General features: G+C 43.9%; 17 protein-coding genes. 6 read left to right on the top strand and 11 right to left on the bottom strand.

The annotated features are described in order from the left end of the window. Positions 1–64: 64 nt before the first annotated feature. The 5 genes from SporoP33_RS12590 to ilvD form a co-directional block, all read right to left on the bottom strand. Positions 65–1,606 carry a 2-isopropylmalate synthase gene (locus tag SporoP33_RS12590; RefSeq protein ID WP_081244037.1) on the bottom strand — a complete coding sequence of 514 codons (1,542 nt, stop codon included), beginning with the start codon at positions 1,604–1,606 and terminating at the stop codon, positions 65–67. Further along, on the bottom strand, positions 1,593–2,627 hold the full coding sequence (gene ilvC / locus SporoP33_RS12585) for a ketol-acid reductoisomerase (protein WP_081244036.1): 1,035 nt from the start codon (positions 2,625–2,627) through the stop codon (positions 1,593–1,595). The genes SporoP33_RS12590 and ilvC overlap by 14 nt, the downstream gene beginning before the upstream one ends. A 27-nt stretch (positions 2,628–2,654) precedes the next feature. Then, entirely contained in the window at positions 2,655–3,173 is a 519-nt protein-coding gene (gene ilvN, locus SporoP33_RS12580; RefSeq protein WP_081244035.1) for an acetolactate synthase small subunit, read from the bottom strand. Then, on the bottom strand, positions 3,170–4,915 hold the full coding sequence (ilvB, locus tag SporoP33_RS12575) for a biosynthetic-type acetolactate synthase large subunit (RefSeq protein WP_081244034.1): 1,746 nt from the start codon (positions 4,913–4,915) through the stop codon (positions 3,170–3,172). Before ilvB ends, ilvN begins: the two co-directional genes overlap by 4 nt. A 353-nt stretch (positions 4,916–5,268) precedes the next feature. Beyond that, the gene (gene ilvD, locus SporoP33_RS12570; RefSeq protein ID WP_081244033.1) at positions 5,269–6,936 is read right to left on the bottom strand and encodes a dihydroxy-acid dehydratase; all 1,668 of its coding nucleotides are present in this window, start codon (positions 6,934–6,936) and stop codon (positions 5,269–5,271) included. Positions 6,937–7,668: 732 nt separating this feature from the next. Between ilvD and sda the strand changes: the two genes are divergently transcribed. Further along, positions 7,669–7,806 (top strand): sporulation histidine kinase inhibitor Sda, encoded by a 138-nt coding sequence (gene sda / locus SporoP33_RS12565; RefSeq protein ID WP_081244032.1) that lies wholly within the window; start codon positions 7,669–7,671, stop codon positions 7,804–7,806. A 99-nt stretch (positions 7,807–7,905) separates the two neighbouring features. On the opposite strand, the gene SporoP33_RS12560 is transcribed toward sda, so the two are convergent. The 4 genes from SporoP33_RS12560 to SporoP33_RS12545 all read right to left on the bottom strand — a co-directional run bounded on the left by SporoP33_RS12560 (position 7,906) and on the right by SporoP33_RS12545 (position 9,773). After that, positions 7,906–8,220, bottom strand: coding sequence for a DMT family transporter (locus SporoP33_RS12560; protein WP_081244031.1), 315 nt, complete (start codon positions 8,218–8,220; stop codon positions 7,906–7,908). Beyond that, positions 8,183–8,569 carry a DMT family transporter gene (locus SporoP33_RS12555; RefSeq protein WP_081244030.1) on the bottom strand — a complete coding sequence of 129 codons (387 nt, stop codon included), beginning with the start codon at positions 8,567–8,569 and terminating at the stop codon, positions 8,183–8,185. Before SporoP33_RS12555 ends, SporoP33_RS12560 begins: the two co-directional genes overlap by 38 nt. Positions 8,570–8,653: 84 nt before the next feature. After that, positions 8,654–9,238, bottom strand: coding sequence for a TetR/AcrR family transcriptional regulator (locus tag SporoP33_RS12550; protein WP_081244029.1), 585 nt, complete (start codon positions 9,236–9,238; stop codon positions 8,654–8,656). A gap of 127 nt (positions 9,239–9,365) precedes the next feature. Then, positions 9,366–9,773: a cation transporter dimerization domain-containing protein gene (locus SporoP33_RS12545; protein WP_081244028.1), complete on the bottom strand. Its 408-nt coding sequence runs from the start codon at positions 9,771–9,773 to the stop codon at positions 9,366–9,368. Positions 9,774–9,978: 205 nt separating this feature from the next. Here SporoP33_RS12545 and SporoP33_RS12540 point away from each other — a divergent pair, with 205 nt between their 5' ends. The 5 genes from SporoP33_RS12540 (at position 9,979) to SporoP33_RS12520 (ending at position 17,245) form a co-directional block, all read left to right on the top strand. Then, the gene (locus tag SporoP33_RS12540; protein ID WP_081244027.1) at positions 9,979–11,622 is read left to right on the top strand and encodes a hypothetical protein; all 1,644 of its coding nucleotides are present in this window, start codon (positions 9,979–9,981) and stop codon (positions 11,620–11,622) included. Between the two features lie 51 nt (positions 11,623–11,673). Further along, entirely contained in the window at positions 11,674–13,107 is a 1,434-nt protein-coding gene (locus SporoP33_RS12535) for an S-layer homology domain-containing protein (protein WP_081244026.1), read from the top strand. Between the two features lie 30 nt (positions 13,108–13,137). Further along, entirely contained in the window at positions 13,138–15,525 is a 2,388-nt protein-coding gene (locus tag SporoP33_RS12530; protein ID WP_081244025.1) for an S-layer homology domain-containing protein, read from the top strand. A 198-nt stretch (positions 15,526–15,723) separates the two neighbouring features. Further along, the gene (locus SporoP33_RS12525) at positions 15,724–16,377 is read left to right on the top strand and encodes a YflT domain-containing protein (protein ID WP_081244024.1); all 654 of its coding nucleotides are present in this window, start codon (positions 15,724–15,726) and stop codon (positions 16,375–16,377) included. Between the two features lie 184 nt (positions 16,378–16,561). Next, positions 16,562–17,245: a C40 family peptidase gene (locus SporoP33_RS12520; RefSeq protein ID WP_081244023.1), complete on the top strand. Its 684-nt coding sequence runs from the start codon at positions 16,562–16,564 to the stop codon at positions 17,243–17,245. Between the two features lie 40 nt (positions 17,246–17,285). On the opposite strand, the gene SporoP33_RS12515 is transcribed toward SporoP33_RS12520, so the two are convergent. Both SporoP33_RS12515 and SporoP33_RS12510 read right to left on the bottom strand, forming a co-directional pair. Further along, positions 17,286–18,845: an FMN-binding glutamate synthase family protein gene (locus SporoP33_RS12515; protein WP_081244022.1), complete on the bottom strand. Its 1,560-nt coding sequence runs from the start codon at positions 18,843–18,845 to the stop codon at positions 17,286–17,288. Between the two features lie 144 nt (positions 18,846–18,989). Beyond that, complete coding sequence (locus SporoP33_RS12510) at positions 18,990–21,491, bottom strand: S-layer homology domain-containing protein (RefSeq protein WP_196796791.1); 2,502 nt, start codon at positions 21,489–21,491, stop codon at positions 18,990–18,992. Between the last annotated feature and the right edge of the window lie 164 nt (positions 21,492–21,655).

Genomic DNA, 21,655 nt, shown 5'->3' with positions numbered 1-21,655 from the left:
CTTCTCCTCCTTGATCAATCTCGTATCACTCGATCGAATACTCTATCCCTTTGGTTTTTGATGCTTAGTTTAATAATTCTTGCTTCCGCAGTTGTTCGCGAACCAGCTGGCGGTTGATAGCATTCAAATAAGCTTTTGCTGACGCTTCTAATACGTCTTGCGCTACGTCACGGCCTTTCAGCTCGAGTCCGTTATAGCTTAAGTTGACGACTGCCTCTCCCAGTGCATCGCGGCCCTTGCCGATCGACGTTACACGATAATCGAGAATGAGTACTTCACCTTTAATCGCCAGTTCCAGCGCGTTGAAAATTGATTCAACAGAACCTGCACCGGTCGTTGCCACGGTAACTGTTTCTCCGCTTGGTACGGTTGCCGTAACGGTAGCTGTCGGAATATTATTCGTTCCGTATTGTACCTGCACGTTATGCAATTCGTAAATCGGTGTATCCGTGTCGGACAATTGCTGGCCTGTGAACAGAACAAACAAATCGTCTTCTGTGATTTCCTTTTTACGGTCCGCTAATTTTTTGAAATCGTCAAATGCTTCCTTCAATTGGTTATCAGTCAGGTCAAACCCCATAGTGACTGCCCGATCTTTAAATGCTGCGCGTCCTGAATGCTTGCCAAGCGCTAACGGAATATCAGTTTCCCCAATTAATTCAGGGGTGATAATTTCGTATGTCTGACGGTTTTTCAGCATGCCATCCTGGTGTATACCGGATTCATGGGCAAATGCATTTTTTCCGACGACTGCTTTGTTCGGCTGGATGACTACTCCTGTCAACCGGCTGACAAGCTGGCTGGAACGTTTGATTTCCTGCAAGTTGATGCCAGTTTCCATGTTGTAAAAGTCTTTCCGGATATGCATAGCAACAGCAATCTCTTCTAATGAAGCATTGCCCGCACGCTCTCCGATACCGTTAATTGTACATTCCACTTGATCCGCACCGTTTTCAACTGCCGCAATGGAGTTGGCTACCGCCATTCCAAGGTCATCGTGACAATGAGCTGAAAGCTTCACTTTCTCTACTCCGGTTACATTCTCCTTCAAATACTTGAACAGAGCACCGTATTCAGCAGGTGTTGCATAGCCGACAGTGTCCGGAATATTGATCGTTGTAGCTCCTGCTTCAATCACTTTATTGATAATACGCACAAGATATTCAGGTTCTGAACGGAAAGCATCTTCTGCTGACCATTGAACGAGCGGGAAATACTTTTTGGCATATTTGACTGAATCTACTGCAATGTCCACTACTTCATCTGGCGTCTTTTTCAGTTTGTATTCCATATGAATGGGTGAAGTTGCCAAGAATACGTGGATGTGCGGCTGTTCGCCGCCGCGTAAAGCTTCCCAGCATATGTCAATCTCACTCTTCATCGCTCTCGACAGGCCGGTGACAGTGGAATTTTTCACTGTATTGGCAATGCGTTGAACGGCTTCAAAATCACCCGGGGATGAAGCAGGAAATCCTGCTTCAATGACTGCCACCCCAAGTTTTTCAAGCTGACGAGCGATCTCTAACTTTTCTACTGTATTTAGATTAATACCTGCAGATTGCTCACCGTCGCGAAGTGTTGTATCGAAAATATCAATTTTTCTCACTCGCTACCACTTCCTCCTCTTTTGATTTAGCTCCTTCGTTAATGAAAGGCATCATAGAGCGAAGTTTTTGTCCAACTTCTTCAATTTGGTGCTTAGCTTCCGCTTCTTCGATCGCATTGAATTTAGGACGGCCGTTTTCGTTCTCTGCAATCCATTCTTTAGCGAACTTGCCTGATTGGATATCTGTAAGAACGTCTTTCATACGAGCTTTTGTATCTGCGTCGATAATGCGCGGGCCTGTTACGAAGTCGCCCCACTCTGCAGTGTCAGAGATAGAATAGCGCATTCCAGCTAATCCGCCTTCATACATTAAGTCAACGATTAGTTTAACTTCGTGCAATGTTTCGAAGTATGCAAGTTCAGGCTGATATCCTGCTTCTACAAGTGTTTCGAATCCGCCTTTTACAAGTGCAGTTAACCCGCCGCATAAAACTACTTGCTCTCCGAAAAGATCTGTAACTGTCTCTTCTTCGAATGTTGTCTCCAAAACTCCGCCGCGAGCAGATCCGATACCTTTTGCATATGCAAGAGCTACGTCTTTAGCCTGGCCTGAAACGTCCTGGTATACTGCGAACAATGCTGGAACACCGCCGCCTGCTTCAAACGTTCTGCGAACCAGGTGTCCTGGTCCTTTTGGAGCTACAAGGAATACATCTACATCAGCCGGCGGTTTGATTTCACCGAAGTGTACGTTGAATCCGTGAGCGAAAATCAAAGACTTGCCTTTAGCAAGAGCAGGCTCGATTTCTGCTTCGTAAACTGCTTTTTGTCTTTCGTCAGGAAGCAAGATCATGATCAAGTCTGCTTTTTCAGATGCTTCTTTAACAGGCAGTGCTTCAAGTCCGTCTGCTTTTGCCTGGTCGAATGATTTACCTGGACGAACACCTACTACTACATTAAATCCTGAATCTTTCAAGTTACGCGCATGTGCGTGACCTTGTGAACCGTACCCGATAATTGCGATTGTTTTACCTTCTAATAGTCCTTCATTGATATCCTGGTTGTAATACATTTTTGTCATTTTAATTTCCTCCTAAGTGTGTGTGAATTACTGTTTTAAAATAGATAACTGTGGTGCTTGAACTTTTTGCATATCACGCGCAAAGGCGGTTGCGCCAGTTCGTGTTAGTTCTTTGATGCCATATGGTTTCAGCAAATCGATAAATGCTTCGATTTTATCTGGGTCACCCGTTACTTGGTACGTTACAACATTCTTTCCTGAGTCGACTATAGTCGGACGGAAAGGTTCTACAATACTGTTCATTTCAGAGCGAATCTGTGGAGGTGAGATCACCTTTACAAGCGCCAGCTCACGCAAAACGATTGCTTTGTCAGTTATATCTTTCACTGTAATAACATCAATCTGCTTCTGCAGCTGTTTTACAAGTTGTTCGATTTTATTTTCATCTTCTACGTGAACTTGGAATGTCATCTTTGATCTATTCGGCTGTTCCGTAGCTCCTACAGTAATACTCTCAATATTGAATTGGCGCTTCATAAGAAGTCCCGTTACACGATTTAAGACACCGCTCTGATTAATTACTGTTACTGTAATGATTCGTTTCACTGAGGACTCACTCCAATCATATCTTGTAATCCTTTCCCTGGCGCCACCATTGGATAGACGTTTTCACGCTGTTTCACACGGCAGTCGATCAGGGCCGGTTCGTCAGACAGCAGCGCCTCTGCAAATACTTTTTCCGCTTCTTCTAAATTGTTGATGCGGTACCCTTTTAGATCATAAGCTTCCGCAAGTTTGATGAAGTCCGGCTGCACTGGGACAAGTGACTGAGAGTAACGTTCTTCGTAGAATGTTTCTTGCCACTGGCGCACCATGCCAAGTGCACCGTTATTCAAGATGATGACCTTGACCGGAAGACGCATTTCTTGAAGAAGTGAAAGTTCCTGTGCTGTCATTTGGAAACCGGCATCTCCAACAACTGCAATGACACGATCTTTCGGTCTTGCAAGCTGCGCACCGATTGCAGCCGGGAAACCAAAGCCCATTGTTCCAAGTCCGCCGGATGTTACCCAGTTATCCGGATTATTGAAACGATAGTACTGTGCTGTCCACATCTGGTGCTGCCCGACATCTGTAGTGACGATAGCATCCCCTTCTGTCAGGCGATGGACGATCTCAAGCGCCTGCTGCGGCAGCAGCGCATCTTCATCTGTTTCATACCAAAGCGGATATTGTGCATCCAATCCCTTTAAGTATTCTACCCACTCTGCTGTATCAGGTGATTTAAAATCTGCTTTCAGCAAGGCAGCAAGTGCTTCTTTTGCATCGGATACAAGAGGGATTTCAGTTGGGACGTTCTTTCCAATTTCAGCTGGATCTATATCCACATGGATCACGCGTGCATTAGGAAGGAATGATTCCAGATTGCCTGTCAGACGGTCGTCAAAACGAGCGCCAACGTTCAACAGTACATCACATTCACTCAATCCATAGTTTGCAGTAGCTGTTCCGTGCATTCCTGCCATTCCGAAGAATAATTCATGATCGCCATGGATTGTGCCTAAGCCAAGCAGCGTATTAACAACCGGAATACGATGTGTTTCGACAAGTTCTTTCAGCTCCGCTGTACCGCCTGCATGCAGTACACCTGCTCCCGCAAGGATCATTGGTTTTTTTGCACTTGACAGAGCTTTTGCGGCTTTTTGAATTTGCAGATAATTAGGTGTAGTCGTTGGCTGATATCCAGGCAAATTCACTTCTTTGTCTTCTTTTTCGACAGGAACAAAGATATCTGTTGCGACGTTTTTCGGAATATCGACAACAACCGGCCCCGGTCTTCCAGTGGAAGCAATATGGAATGCTTCACGCATGATGCGCGGGATGTCCGACACGCTTTGCACTTGATAGTTATGTTTGGTAATAGGCTGTGTAATACCGATAATATCCGCTTCCTGGAACGCATCCGATCCAATGACTGTGCTTGCCACTTGGCCGGTTATAACAACTAATGGCAGAGAGTCCATCATGGCATCAGTGATTCCCGTCACTAAGTTTGTTGCACCCGGTCCGGATGTGGCAATAACAACGCCAGTTTTTCTGGATACCCGTGCATATCCTTCCGCCGCATGGATAGCGCCTTGTTCATGACGTGCTAATACGTGCGGAATCGGATCGTTATATAGCGCATCATAAATTGGAAGAACGGCACCTCCAGGATATCCAAAGATTATTTCAACATTTTGTTCTTTAAGCGATTGAATTAAAATTGCAGAACCATCTGCGGGTTTGGTTTTGGATTGTTCCTTCGGCATAGCTGCAGTCTGCATTTCTTGTACTTCAGCACTCATACTGAACTCCTCCTTACAATTTTCATCTATATAATGGCCATTGACATTTTCTCCTAAAAAAAAGCCCTCTCATCCCACGCAAAGAATTCTAGTTTCTTTACATAGGGATGAAAAAGCTTTCATGGTACCACCCTAGTTCGTGACGTCTGTCACCTTATGAAAGAACGGGCCGAGACCTGTTCTCTCATTGCTAACGAGCCCTAATTTCAAGCCCGGGACTGCCTAATCGGTATACCTTTTAGCAGTCCACTCCGAGGGGATGTCGCAAACAGTTGTACTGCCGGCTTCCAGCGCTACCGGCTCTCTGTGAATACAAGTTTCTGTCTGCTTTAACCTCATCAACGTTTTGTATATTAAATTTTCATGACTCCGCCTGTACTGGCTGAAGTAACTAATTTTGAATATCTGCCAAGATATCCTTTTTTAATTTTTGGTTCAAAAGGTTTCAGCGCATGGCGTCTTTCTGCAAGTACTTCATCTGAAACTAATAATTCAATCGTCCGGTTCGTCAGGTCGATTTCGATAATATCTCCATTCTCAACCAGTGCAATCGGTCCGCCGTCTGCAGCTTCAGGTGAGATGTGCCCGATCGAGATGCCCCGTGAAGCACCAGAGAAACGTCCGTCGGTAATTAACGCAACTTCTTTACCTAGCCCTCTGCCCATAATAGCAGATGTTGGTGCAAGCATTTCCGGCATACCAGGCCCGCCTTTAGGTCCTTCATATCGGATTACGACTACATGACCTGCCTGGACGGTTCCATTATCAATGTTTTCCTGTGCTTCTTCCTGTGATTCAAATACAATTGCTTCGCCTCTAAAGTCTTTGATTGACGGATCAACCGCTCCAACTTTAATGACGGAACCATCAGGTGCAATATTTCCAAATAGAATAGACAAGCCGCCTACCGGACTGTATGGATCATCTTTTGTGCGAATTACGTCGGTATTTGTAATTTCATGTCCTGCTACATCTTCTGCTATCGTCTTGCCTGTGATCGTCATTCTATCTTTATGGATGGCACCGTCAATTTTACACAATTCATTGACAATTGCGCTTACACCGCCGGCTAAATGTACATCATGCATAGAATAATCGGAAGCCGGCATGATCTTGGACAGATAAGGCACACGTTTTGCCACTTCGTTGACATCTTCAATATTGTAATCAATTTCTGCTTCGTGTGCGATGGCCAGCGTATGAAGGACTGTGTTAGTCGAACCGCCCATAGCCATATCAAGTGCGAATGCATCATCGATTGTTTCTTTTGTAATGATATCCCGCGGCTTAATATCTTTTTCGATGCAGTTCATCAAGTGCTTTACTGCATCTTTGATCAGCTTGTGACGCTCATCGGATGTTGCGAGAATTGTCGCATTTCCCGGAAGTGCCATGCCGAGCATTTCCATCAGAGAGTTCATGGAGTTCGCAGTGAACATTCCTGAACACGATCCGCATGATGGGCAGGCATTCTGTTCAATGTCCAGCAATGCCTCCGCTGTCATGTTCCCGCTCTTATACGCTCCGACACCTTCAAAGACAGATGTTAATGAGAGTACTTCTCCCGTTTCGGAAACCCCTGCTTCCATCGGTCCGCCTGATACAAAGACTGAAGGTACGTTTGTACGAACTGCCGCCATCAGCATACCCGGTGTGATTTTGTCACAGTTCGGTATATAGAAGACTCCGTCAAACCAGTGTGCGTTAATAACGGTTTCTGCCGAGTCAGCAATCAGTTCCCGGCTTGGCAGTGAATAACGCATGCCGATGTGGCCCATTGCAATTCCGTCATCGACACCAATCGTGTTGAACTCGAAAGGTACGCCGCCTGCTTCCCAAATCGCTTCCTTGACCACTTCCGCGAACTTATTCAGGTGCATATGTCCCGGAATAATATCTATATAGGAGTTACACACTCCAATAAATGGTTTGTTCATATCTTTCGTTTTAACACCAGCTGCATATAGTAAACTACGGTGCGGTGCACGATCGATTCCTTTTTTAATCATGTCACTTCTCATTTGCAATCTCTCCTAAACTAATTGAACGAATCAATTGCTAATTAAATCAATTGCATTCAGTTGAATATTCTGAACAGCCAGTGAAAAGTTTCACAGCTATGAACTAGATTGTTGTTATCATATCTCGTATACGAATAAAGGTCAACTGTATTTTAAAAGTTTTTCGTCAATTGTGACTAATTTAAAACCACTGAATACGCTTACAAATGCAGTATAGCGCGATATATTGCATATCGAAATCTAACATATTTTTTTGGATTTTATTTGTCTTCTTCATTATATAACTCGTCCAAGCCAAAGTTCTTTCCCGTTTTGCTGCCTGAAATCAGAACGTCTTCTTTTGGATTGCCCCATAGAGAATTTCCGCCAGCTCTTTCCTGTCGCCAGCCCCTCCCGCCTATTCATTCATTTTTCGTCGCTTAATCTTTACTGCTTACGGGCAAATTATGTAACAGCAACATTCAAATATATGTTGCCGAACTGCCTTTATGATAAGAATCTTTCGACAACTTTCGACATTTTCATTTCTGTTTATAACTCTGTACACATTATACACCGCGTATTGTATCGCTTTTTGTAAACAATTCACAAATTGCCCACAGCTTACCCACTGGCATTGTGGATATCTCGAACGCTTGTTCTTTTTGCGTTCTCCTGGTATTGTATTAGATAACAGCTAGAGAGAGGTCGCAGACTGATTACATTATTCATCCAAAAGGAGGCTGTCCTACTGTGTTGCATTTATCGGATCAATTGTTGCTCTATTCATACCAGCAAGCTCAAAAGCTCCGTTTAAGCCATGAGTTTATCCAAATGCTAGAACGTGAGATACAGAAACGTGCCTTGGAATCGATAAAACTCAGTAGCTGATCTTTCGGATACAATAAAATGGACATGCCTTCAGTCAGAGGGCATGTCCATTTTTTATTTTGTAATCTGTTTTCCTTCTATATATAGAAGGATTAGTTATTATGATAACGCTTTGAGTCCTACCACGCCGATGACGATCAAAGCCAGGCTGAATATTCTGCCGACGCTTTTTGATTCACCAAAGAACAGCATATTGATGATAACCGCGCCTGCTGTACCTACACCGATCCAGACTGCATAAGCGGTACTCACTTGCAAGAACTTGAAGGAATTGTAGAGGAAGCAGAAAGCGGCAGCAAATCCCCCGTAATACAATACACCGCTTGCCAATGTTTTGTTGTCACTGAACTTCTTTAATCCAATGACTCCGATAAACTCACTTAGAGCCGCCAAGAAGACCAGTATCCACCCCATTATCCTTCACTCCTTTCAGCGCTTTCTTTTCATCTATCCCATCTGCGGCTTTTAATCCTGCAACCCCTAAAACGAGGATGATGATGAAAAAGACTTTTCCTAAACTGATATGTTCCCCGAAGAACATGACATCCATTAAGGAAGTGCCGATTGTTCCGATACCTGCAAATATTGCGTAGACAGTGCCCGTCGGAAGACTTTCACAAGCTTTTGTCAGGTAATGAAAATCTACTAGTATAAAACCAACGATGAACACCCAATGCCACCATTGACTCGCTGTATTGAAACCAAAAATCCAAACTAACTCGAAAAAGCTGGTTAATGCAACATATAGCCACGCTTTATTCATACTATCCGCTCCTAATTCATTTCTATAGCCATAACTTTGACTGACTGTCATTCATTTTATCATAAAAGCTAACATTTAGCTATGTTAGCTCACTGGATCCGTAAATTGCAGCGCATAGGACAAAAATTCAAGCACTTCTTCTTTCTGCCGATCCGCTTCACTTTCATCATGCTGGGCGTAAAGAAATACTTGCTCCGCTGTTGATTCAATCAGACCGATAAGAAGTTTTGCTGTGCGGTCAGGTTTGACGGACTGACGAATGGCTCCTTCTTCTTTTGCTGCTTCCAGCTTTTCACTGACCCATTCGTAAAAAGGCGCATAGACGGATTCCCACTCCCGAATATGTTCAGTAGAAGCAAGGCCAGAATAAATAACCGCCAATATTTCGTAATATTCTTTATTTACTTCGTATATTGCGTCCACCATCTGTTCGAACTGCTTCGGATATGGTGCGTGATCATCTACGGTACGCTTGACTATTTCCATCGTTTTCGCCACCATAACTTCCGCAATGGCCGGCATGAGCGACAGCTTCGATGGAAAGTATAAATAAAATGTCCCCTGTGCTATCCCTGCTCGCTTAACGATGTCCGAGATTTTTGTTTTTTCAATTCCCTGCTCTTTAAACACTTCTATCGCTGAGTGTATAATCGCTGTTTTTTTTCCCAATAAAGTTCCCACTCTCTATTTATAGGTCATTAATAGTATATCGTATTCATTCTTCTCCGACAAATTGCCGTATGGGTTTATGAATGAAAAATGCTGCCCTCTGAAAGGACAGCATGCACTAATATAATTACTTCGCTTCTTTTGTTTCCTGTACGAATGTTTCTCCACTTTTACGGGCTTGAATATCAATACTATGCTCAGGATACTCTTTTTCAAGTCGCTCGCTGAAACGCTTAACGATTTTTTCAGCTTCTTCTTTTTCCATGTCCGCCGATACTTCAAAGTCCAGCAAGACGAAGCCCCCCGCATCCTCTGTAATGATCAGACTCGCTTCAGATACGCCTTCCTCTTTATCGAACTCTTCCTTCAGCTCATCATTATTAGTCGTTGTGTCAGATTTATCTACAGGTTCTCTGACTTCATTTTCAGCTGGTTCGGTTTGTTCTTTATCTGCTTCTTTTTCAGTATCCGCGTTACATGCTCCCAATAATAGAAGTGATAAACTCAGCGGTGCCAATATGTGTCTTTTTTTCATGATAAACCGGCCCTTTCTGTTGTTAACTATATTGCGTATCCTATCATATATGTAAAACGCTGACAAAGATTTCGATAACAGACTATGCATCTTAGTTAGTTATATAGCTAAAAGACTAATTTCCGATATGAGTCTTTTTTCTTCATTTTTTAAGTAAGCCGCCGATATATAGTTGATACTACTATTTTCGGAGGTGGAATACACAGTGAATAAACAATGGCTTGCCATCTGTACGTGGTGTTTGGTGATTTTGATTGGATGCCTTTTCAGTACGGTCACCCGCGCAGAGGCAAGCGAACGAATAACCGGCACATTTGTCAAAGCGAATTATGTGGAAGTGGAAGCAGATAAGGACACTGTGAAGAAGGAATTACGCAGTGTCACGATAAAAAAAGACTCTGGCAATACTGTCACCTGCTCCATTGATAAGTACACACAATTATCAATGGATACGATTGCTGTCAAAATTGATGCCTTTAAGCCCGGCATGAAAGTTGAAGCGGATGTTGCGAAGGGCTACTTACAAACGCTTCACGGAAAAACTGATACAGCAGGGGCTGTTATTGAGCCTAACGCTAAAGTGTACAGCGGAACAGTCACATATTTAGACAGAAACCGAAAAGGACTGACAATCACACTGGATGACGGACGTACAAAAAATGTCTATTTTCAAAAGGGAACACAATTTTTAAAAAAAGGGAAGCTGACAACGAGCAGTTCTTTATATGAAGGAGATCGTGTGAAGATTAAGTTTTCCGCATACGACTCGAACTACATTACAATGGCCGAGATTTTGGAACCCGGTGTACAAGTTGCAGGTTTGTACAAAGGAACACTCCATCAAATCGATCCCATCAACCGCAAAATCATCGTACGCGATGAAACAAAATTTTTAAATTGGCACTGGTATGAAAATAACCTGAAGAGCACGTCCAGTTATTATTATTCATCCAAGACGCCCATTTATTTCGAGAATAAGCCAGTTCCCCATAATCAGTTGCGAAAATATGCAAATCTGAAAGTCTATCTCGCAACGGTTTCTAAAAACGGCAAGGAGCAAGTTGAACGGATCATTATCCAAAAGAATGCAGAACGCACCTTTTACGAGCCGCTGAAAAGTTTTAATGGGAAAACAAAAGAAATCAGCTTAATGGATTCACAACGATTCCGCTATCATGACGGATCAATCCTTATTCGCAACGGACGACTTGTATCACCTGAAGCATTAGGTGCATACGGAACCGCTTTTGTCGCGGCTTCCGGTCCGATTAAAACCCAGTACGCAAACATCATACATATTAGTAATGATGGATTAGACAGCCCGAATTTATCTGATCACTCGATATACTTCGGCAAGATTTCCGGTGTTCTGGGCTATCAGCTGCGGCTGTCAGATGTGTCCGAACTAACGAATAACGTTTGGTCTTCCAAACGTGAAGTTGACTTGAATTTCCATAATGAAACGTATGCTGTTGAAGATTTTACAGCTGACTACATTACCTTTATTCCTCAAATGGATATGCGCTTCAAAATGGAGCGGTACGGTTACTTCTATGCAGCGGATGATCAAATTGCAGCCGTCCATCTAGTCCACGGGAAAAAGCCCGCCGCAGTCACATTAGTTGGACGCTTACACAAAATATCCCCTGCCACTATGGACGTGCGTAATGTCAGCAGATGGATGGATGGCGCATGGGCTGATCAGGGAGCCGTGACCGGTATGGATATCAGGCAAACTACCTTCATTAAAGATGGCGCTGTTATTCAGGCAGACGAATTAGAAATTAACGACAGATTATTCATTGTTGCTGAGAACGTACTTAAAGGAAGAATTATTATAGCAGATTAAAATCAGGCAGTGAGAAGCGTATTTCTCACTGCCTAAAAGAAGGTGTATATATTGAAATTTTTCATGAAACTGCGTAATTGGATCTTATTCTCTATTTTTCTAACCGCTTTTTCTTTACAAGCTGCACCTGCTGCGGCAAGTCCGATTGATGTGCACGGCGGTGTGATGAATGAGTATGAATACACTGAAGTATTTTTCCTGACAGGCCATCCTGTCACCTTTTCAGGAAAAGCCGTTGTGACGGAAAAAGAGAATAAAAACACACTAACTCGCACGTATCGTTTCACGCTGACCAGCAATCAGGGAGACCGCCTGACAAGAAGCGTGAACTATGCGGCAACTGTCAATGAACACGAAGGGAAAAGTCAAACTACTTCCCAATTTGAGGTGAAGAGCTATTCCGAGAAAGTAACTTTCGGCAAAGATACTTATACACTTGTCGATTACCAATATTCTGAAGGAATCGTTTCTGATAATCTGCCCGCTTCCAGTTTTTATTCAGGCAATATGGTTGGGCGTAAAACGTATAAATACGAATATGATACTCCAAAAAAACAAGACATCATTACTGTGCATCTGAACGGGCGCAATATGGGCTATAAAAATTTCTGGGGCGCTACTGAGACACAGTTGATAGATTCTGAAATCGTTACACCTAAAGGGTCTGCTTTCATTACAAGCAAAGCATCCGACAGTAAATCACGTGTCATGATGTATGAACCATTTGATCCTTCCCTATCCAGCTTCACAGGCGGACATTCCGTTATCAGTTCGTCAGATATGGTTAGTGAATATACGTACAACATTCCATATGGCGCCGGTAAAGGGAAAGCGGAGCTGCAGAAGAAAAATCTGCCGAAAGTTGAGCGGCTCATCGTTCCGAAGTTCCGTGACCTGGACCGCCATCAGGCGAAAGATTCGATTGAAAAACTCTATTCACTAGGAATTTTCGATGAGAACTCCCAGTTCTTCTCACCTAATACTCCGATGAATCGCTATCAATATACAGTCGGTATTTTAAAAGCCGTAGATCTTCGGGTTCTGGAGCAGCCAAAGAAGAGCAAAGTCCCGAGAGTGCCGGTGTTTACGGATTTATCGACGAAGGATTCAAACTATATGTATCTTGAAAGCGCGGTAGAAAAAGGGATTATTACGGGAGTGACTCCTGATTTATTTAAACCGGATAATCCGGTTACACGTGTACAGGCAGTCGCAATACTCGTTCGCGCCCTTGGCATGGAAGGCCGCGCACCAAGCCCTGGTTACAAAACGCAATACGCTGATGACCGTAAAATATCTGCATGGGCGAAAGACAGTGTATACGTGGCAACTGAAATCGGGCTGGTAAAAGGTAATGAGCACAATCAATTCAATCCGCAGCAGCAATTGACAAGAGCGCAGGCAGCGTTGCTTACATCACGCTTCTTGGATTTTCTGGAGAATGATCTGAAACAGAATTATCGTGACGATATATTTTTCCAATGAGAGAGTGTATAAGAAAGGAGGGGCTTCTATATGAAAGTACGGAAAACGTATATATGGGGACTGCTGTTTCTGTTAAGTGCACTCTTGCCGCTGCAAGTTTCAGCAAAAAGTCCTTTTACTGATGTGCCTGACCGGTACTGGGCGAAAGATGCCATTCAATGGGCTTACGATGAAGGGTTAACATCCGGTTATCCAAACGGCACGTTTAAACCTGATCAGGCAATTACCGAATCACAGCTCGTGGCCATGCTCGTACGATTTGACCGCAGCTCTCCGAATTCTTTTCCGGCAAAAAAAGGCGAACATAAGTCGATGGGCAACTATCGTTACTTAGGCAAACATCACCTCCCTCTGCATGGAATTAACAGCCGTTTTGCAAGGGATTCAGCCGTAGAACGGGCCCATGCTGCAAAGATTTTTGCTGCGTTTCATGGAAAAGATTTATATGTTCAGGAAGCAGTCTATTATCTCTATACCCATGATCTCGCAGCCGGTATAACCGGGAAAAACGATTACGCGGATTTTAGACCAAAAGCAGATCTGACCCGTGCTGAAACAGCAGATATTTTATATCAAATGGCAGTAAAGCAAGGACGTACGATTCTGGGTCTTTCCGCTAAAGCAACCGGCAAAGATAATGCACAGTACACCAAGCCGCCAAAATTTGCGGATGACGGCGAAATAGAATTTCAGCGTCCTAACCAGCCTCCCCTCTCCGGGACTGAAGCTGAAAAACCTGCGGACAATGTAGCCGTAGATATAGAAAAACCCGTGCTGACTGCAAACGGCAAAGATGAAACATTTATCACGTTTACGTTCCGTGATTGCAGCGGAAAACTTATTCCATATGACCAGGAACTCGAATTCACGGCTGTTTCCAAGGAAGGCGCACGGATTGTGACAGCTGACCGAACGGGTGAACCACAGGATTTTGGAAAACCAAACATTCCGCCTGAATCCAAGCCTGAACCCGAAAGGCCTTCAGCGCCTGAACCGCCAGCGCAGAACGAAGATCCTGACCGAGAATTCGCGGAAGCCGGTCAGGCAGAAGCACTGTCTGCTGCTGCCAAAGTGGCCGCTATTTCGGGAGCAGAAAAGCAGCACGTAATTTCAGACGGTCCTGAAGTCACTGTGAAAGTAGTTGCTCCGCGTATGATGAATGAGAGAGTCGATACGATTACAGTGACACCGGTGAGCAAAGCCGGCGCTTGCCCGCTTCCTTCCGCCACTGCACACATCACGTATGTTCCGAGGGCAGAAATACAGTTAGATCTGTATGAAAATACATCGACGGGCTTCACAACTTTGACCGCCACTATGGCCCGCCCAGGCGGGGCAACGATTACGGAATTTAACGGCTATCTGAATTTGGAAACTCTATACAGCTTGCCATTCTCAAGCTATTCTCCACGATTTATCAATGGCACAGCCACCGTCTCTTTCTTAACACCGACTGTATGGATGAAGAACGAGATAACCGCAACGGCTATTGCTGAATCACCGGTGACTGATGATGCGGTTCGTTCCATAGCAGATAAAAGCTTCAGCATCCCTGTTTCCTATGCACCGCCGATCACCGCAGACAATACATGCACGAATGAACGGCCGGAAATTGGCTTTCTGATTGATTCATCAGGCAGCATGCTGCGCAATGACCATGACCGTTTACGGGTAACTAAAACACAGGAATTTATCGAAACGTTGCAGGCAGATGTAAATATCGCTGCGCACTTTACGACAAGCGGTATGTTCTTGAAAAAAGATACGCCTGTCCCAACTGCGGAATCTGTTAATAAAGTAATACAACGCGGCGGCACAAATATTGCCAGCGGTCTAAAAGTAGCTATTAGTAAATTTACACCAGATCAGCCACAGACACTGATTTTACTGACTGACGGCAAATCCGATAAAGCATCGATTTTGGGCGAAGTAGATAATGCCGTTAGACGCGGCATTAAAATCTATACTATCGGTCTCGGGAAGAGCCTGGACACCGGGCTGCTGAAAGAAATTGCCGCCAGGACAGGCGGTGAATATTTCTTTATTAAAGAAAATATCGAATTAACCTCGGTTTATCAGTCGATTCTCCAGGAGATCAACTGTGGAATTCCGATACCGGCTTGTCCGCTCAGTGGAGCCATTTTTGAATCTCCTTCTGTCGTGCGATCAGACCAAGATGTCCGAATGTCGACTGAGCTAATGCCGGGCTGCGGACCGGTCAGCAAAGTAATTGTCCGCTTCTCCTCGACTGACGGTCACTTGGACTATGAACTGACACATAGAGGACAAGGTATTTATCAGCTGAATAAGAAATCCTATGAACTCGAAGACTTCCTGCTGCGCGGCAACGCTGTTTTCATAGCGTATGACAAAGCGGGAAACAAAATCGGGGAACAAATAGTGCCTATACGAAACTGATTCAGCTGACGATTGCCGAACCGTTGACCTATTCTGAAATTGGATGGGTCGACGGTTTTTTATTATCTAAGTTTCCCATGCGTGAAAAGCAAGTGCCCCTGCTGAAACTTCTTCCCTCTTCTCTGGCGCCTGCAGGTTTTTGCATCCTAGTAAATGGGTATGGTAAGTATACCAACCGCATAGAAGGAGGCTAAACAAATGGACGAAATCAACAACAAGACATTTATTGGCGTATATTATAATGATGCTGACCTTCTGGACAAGATAGAAGAACTGAAAGAAACCGGCTATCTTGATGATAATATTTATGTAATTGCTAAAAACGAAACGGATGTAGCCATGCTGCGCAGCCGTACCGCTGCAGATGTGCATTCTGCTTACGACACATGGACGGACCGGTTCATTGGATTTCTCACCGGAGAAAATCACGTCAAGCAAATGATGTACGGCGTAGGGATGGATACGATACAGGTGGACCGTTATTACGAGGAAGTTCAGCATGGCGGTATGCTGCTGTACGTAGATGAAGGCTGGGCATTCAGTGTGTACTCAAAAGATGAACCTTTTTATACAGACGGCCTGTCTCCAAGCGCATCTAAACCTGTTTCTGATCCCAGACGGACGGCTGATCCCTTGATCGACGATACCGTTTCAAAAGCAAAGAACGCAGAAGACATGGAACCTTCTTATGGAGGATATGAACCATTGCAAAATTCTGCACATCCAGAAATGCGGACTTCAGCCAATCAGGCGGAGACTGTTGCATCGGACGACATTACGTCCGCAACAGAAGATCCGGTACTATCCGATTCCATAACTGATGATGAACCCCCTTCTTCTGCGAGGCATTAATCAGCGACTATACCAGCTCCCCCTTTACTTATTGGGAGCTGGTTTTACATTGTTACAATCTCTTTACAAACAGCACTTCCTGTAACCCCTTCTTAATATGAACGTAATGTTTGGCCCTCTGTTTGTCGTGTAGTATGTATCTTGCAGCTAGAGAGAGATACAATATTTTGGAGGAGAGTCATACATGAAGAAGTTTTTGTGTTCAATTTTGATGGCATCAGCCATGTTTATGGGCTTCACCGGAGGCACTGCTGATGCTGCAAGTAAAGCTACAGCGAAAAGCGGCACATACATAACAGTTTACAATACAAACGTTCGTGCAGATGCGGGAACAAAACATAGAAAAGTTTTCACGCTAAAAAAAGGGACTCGTGTTCAACTTACACATCAAAAGCGCGCGGGCAAACAGTTGTGGTATAAAGTAAAGATTAACGGCAAAAAAGGATATGTACTGAGCACACTGCTAAAAAGATCTACAGGTAAAGCCGTAGCAGCCGCAGCACCAGTAAAAGGCGGAGGATCTGGTGTGGTAAAAACTGCAATGAAGCTGCGCGGAATTCCTTACCGCTTTGGCGGCACAACGACAAGAGGCTTTGACTGCAGCGGATTTATCCAGTATTCATTCAAGAAAAATGGGAAATCTGTTGCAAGAACGACGACCGGCCAATTTAAACAATCATCTAAAGTTAAGTCCCCTCGGCCTGGTGATCTGGTGTTCTTCCACAACACATACCGCAAAGGCATTTCTCACGTAGGAATCTATGTGGGCAATAATAAATTCGTACATGCTGGCGGTAAAAAAGCGGAAGTTGTCAGCCTGAACAACCCTTATTGGAAATCTAAATTTAACAGCTACAGAAGATTATAAGCATGAAAAGAACCCGATGAAATGTGATCGGGTTCTTTTTTTATTCGACTGAATGTATTCGGCCTTGCTCGTCTTTATAGATGACATGATGCCTCTCAAATTTCGTCGGTGAGTCAAGTCCCGCTGCCGCGGCCACACGGAACAGGCCTTCACGCATTGTCAGAATATAGTTAGTGACACGGAATTTTTTCTCCTCTACGACAAGCGCCCGCTGTAAATTCTTGTCCGTCGTTGCCACACCGGCCGGGCATGTATTCGTATGACAGCGCTCTGCCATGATACAGCCGACGGAAATCATGAAGCCGCGGGCAATTTGAATCAAATCCGCACCTAAAGCAAGTGCGATGGCCGCTTTATCCGGTGTGATAATTTTTCCGGACGCAATAATTTTCACATTGTCTCGCACTTCATACTTCCGCAGTGCATCATCCAACAGAATAAGCGCTGAGCGAAGCGGTAAGCCTACACTGTCCGCCAAGTCCTGGTAGGTCGCACCTGATCCGCCTTCTGCACCGTCCAGTGAGATGAAGTCTGGCCCCATCCCCGATTCCGCCATATACGAAGCCAGTTCTTCTGCATCCTGCTTTCCGCCGATGACAATTTTGATGCCGACTGGCTTGCCTCCTGCATGCCGAATATCTTCAATGAATGAAAATAATGACGGATAATCATCAAATTGATTAAAACGGTTCGGACTGTTAATGGACGTATACGGCGTCACATTACGGATTGCTGCGATCTCTTCCGTTACCTTTTCACCTTCTACGTGTCCGCCGCGCATTTTTGCCCCTTGCGCCAACTTAATTTCAAATGCTTTAATTTGTGCTATTTTCGATTTCTCTTTCACTTTTTCAATATCAAACTGCCCGTCTTCTGTCCGAAATCCAAATAACCCTGAACCGATTTGCGCAATAATATCTGCTCCTCCAGCCAAATGATGATCAGACACGCCGCCCTCTCCCGTATTCATCCAGGCTCCCTGCGCCATCCCGATGCCTTTTGACAGTGCAGTAATCGCATGATCACCCAGTGCGCCATAACTCATTCCGGACTGCCCGACTAAACTGCGCACTACAAACGGCTGTTCACAATGCGGCCCCAATACAATCGCGTCCTCCTCTGGCAGAAGCCACGGCAGCGTCGTCACTTCCTCGCGATGTTCTTTTCGGGAAAATAGGTTATCCGCGTCTACTTCATAGCGCATCGTTTGTAACAAATTATCGTTGTCCACGCGCATTTCATCATTTTGTTTCGTGAACATGGCATTGCGGATATAATGCCCCGGTTCCTGAAAATCCCGCTTGGAGCCAAAACCGATGACGCTGTTCAAATACTTCCCCGGCATCACCATATGTAAATACTCTTCCCTGCTGAACGGTTTGCCGCTGTTATCATCGTTATATAAGTACTGTCTAACTTCGGGACCCGCCTTCTCGAACATATAGCGCACACGTCCCAATATAGGATAATTGCGCAATATCGAATGCTGTTTCTGACCGCGGTCGAAAAAGTATAAAAAGATTCCAATACTGATCGGGATGATTAATATGATGAGCACAACTAATGAGGTTGTAAAATTAATCCCGTCAAACCAACTCATAAACACCCGCTCCTTCCAAATTGTCTGTACTCTACCTGTACCCCCGATAACTGACCGACTAAACGTAAAAAGCCCCATTCCTTGAAGACGTTCAAGGAATGAGGCTTGGATAGTGCTGGTTTTATTGTGATTCTGGGTGAATGATTAGTTTGACGGTACGTTTACTTCAATTGATTTAGTGCCAACCGGAGTAGATTGACCTTCTTTTTTCACGCTCACTACGATTGTGCCTTGAGCACCCGGCTTGGCAGTACCCGTAATTTTACCACCCTCTAATTTAAGGCCAGTAATATCAGTTGCATTGCCTGAGTAACTCTTAGCAACTGTTCCCAAGTTAATTGTTTTGTTATTGTTAGTGATAAAGATATTTCCTTCTTCATCAATGCCTGGTACGAATTCAGTTGATGTTAACTTAATACCTTCCGATTTCAGTACTTGCTGATCAATTGTAGGAGAAGTGACAACTTTAGTGTCTTCAAAATCTACAGATGAGATCGTTGGAGTCGAATTTACTACTGTAATCGTAGCAGTAGCTCTTACAATATTTCCTTCTTTAATTTGAACATCCGCAGTTCCTGCTTTTACTGCTGTAACAGTGACAATACCGTTACCATCCTTTGCCACTGTTGCAACATTTTCATTAGAAGAAATTACATTGTATTGAGCCTGTAGGATTTTGTCATTTTCAATGAAATATCCTTGACTATTAAATTGTTTCCATGCCAGTTGAACTGTCGCATCTTTAGAACCCGCGATTGAATCAATCGTTAAATCATCAGCAGCTGATACAGTTTCAAATTTTCTGGCAGCCACTTCCTTGTCATCTGACACAGATACTGCGATGTTCCCTAGAACAGTATCACCCGACTTCACTGCGATAGTTGTTGTTCCAGCTTTAACTGCTTCTACATTCACTGTTGCAACACCTTCTTCAGACGCTGATACAGCTGCAGTTGCAATTTCAGTATCTGCCGAAGTTACAGTTAATTCTCCATTAAATAGATCATTGTATTGATCTTTCACTGTTACAGTTACATCCTGTTTTGCACCTACAATTAATTTAGAATCTGTAGCTGAAAGTGTCGCGCTAGTTGCTACACGCTTGCCAACACCAACTGTAAGCTTAACATTTTTCGTTACATCGCCTACTTTGGCTACGATATTTACATCACCCGTACTGATTGGCGTCACTTTACCATCAGAAGTAACTGTTGCTACACTTGGGTTGGAAGATGTGTATGTTGCAGCTGGATTTGACTTTGTTACACCGTTTAATGTAACAGCTTTCGTAACTTTTACTACCGCTTCTCCATCTTCAAGTGAAATCTTTCCACTTTCGACCTTTGTCCCGGCTTGGGTTACTTCTACTTCACTGATTTCAGCAAATGTATTGCCGAAATCTACTACATTCACATCTACCAGATCCGATTCAACAGCTTTCCCGTCTTTATTCGTTACTACCACTTTGTATGAGAACTTTGTATTCGGAGCAAGAGCTTTCAACGTGCCTGTCGCTTGTTCCGAAAATACAGCCGTATTAGTAGACTGGAATTCTACCGTATAGCCAGCATCTTTCAGCTTCTTCATATCTGCCGGTTTACCGTCTACGTCAAATGCTAATTTCTGATCAGCAGTATTAGCATTCACTTGCGTAGTAGTCGCAGTAACTTTTTCGACTTTCAGCTCATACGTGAATTTGTAAGGAGTAACTGTATCTTCTTCTCCTTCATTTTCTGCTTTTGTCGTCACGGTAAGTGTTACTTCTTTACCCGACGTCAGTTCGTTTTTTAGTTCAAGCGTCGCTTTCGTTCCATCTTCGTTGGCTTTGAAAGACGCCAGTTCGTTGTCTTCGATGCTCAGCTGATCAGCTTTTAGCACCTGTAAGTTTTTGCCCGTCAGCTCCACCTGTTTGTCACTGATTGCCTGAACTGATGTAATTTCAGCTACTTCCGGTGCTTCCGGAGTTTCTGTCAATTCCACTTTAGACGTTTTGTAAAGGAATGAAGCAAACTGTGCACGCGTTGTTGTTTCTTTCGGTCTGAAGTTTGGTGCAGCAGGGTTTGTGATATCGAAGAAGTCGAGTACATCAATAGATGGACGTGCTTCTGCTTTTGCTTTCGTCAGATCTACTACATCTCTGTCAAACTCTTGTTCTTTCACATATGAAAGAAGATCTGTTTTATTCACAGCGTCATATGCACGCACTAGCACAATCGCCATGTTTTCACGTGTGATTGAGCCGGCAGCTTTCAATGATCCGTCTTCATATCCTCTGAATACGTTATTATCTTTAACAATTGCAGCAGACTGCAAGAGTTCGTCATTAGATTTTTCTGTCAGGTCTGTAAAACGGGGGTTCGTTTTATAATCTGTTGGAATTGTGTATCCCATTGACACAAGCCATTTCCCCATCAATTTTACCACGTCGGAACGTGTTAACGTTTTATTCGGTTTGAAAGAACCGTCAGGATAACCTGAAATAACTCCCGCTGCTGAAAGTGCATCAATTGCTTCCTTGTGCGAGTTGTTTTCTAATACGTCAGTAAAGTCAGCCGCACTGACAACTGGTGCCACCGCTGATGCTACTAATGCAGCAGATGCTACACCTGTCAGATACTTCTTGTAGTTCTTCGTTGTTGATTTCATAAAAATAGTTCCTCCTTTGAATTCTTGTACTGGCATTACCGCTGGTTGAATGCGTGAGCAACGGGTTGAATCGCTCTCCTTTTCTAATACCCTATTTCCGCTATGCTAATCATGAAGATTATCAATAGATGACAAGGATCTTAAAAAGAGTGATTACTAGTTGC

Origin of the sequence: Sporosarcina sp. P33 (assembly GCF_002077155.1) — a bacterium.
Classification (GTDB): domain Bacteria; phylum Bacillota; class Bacilli; order Bacillales_A; family Planococcaceae; genus Sporosarcina.
The sequence above is the reverse complement of the archived record's forward strand: the minus strand, read 5'-3'. Positions and strand labels throughout refer to the sequence as shown.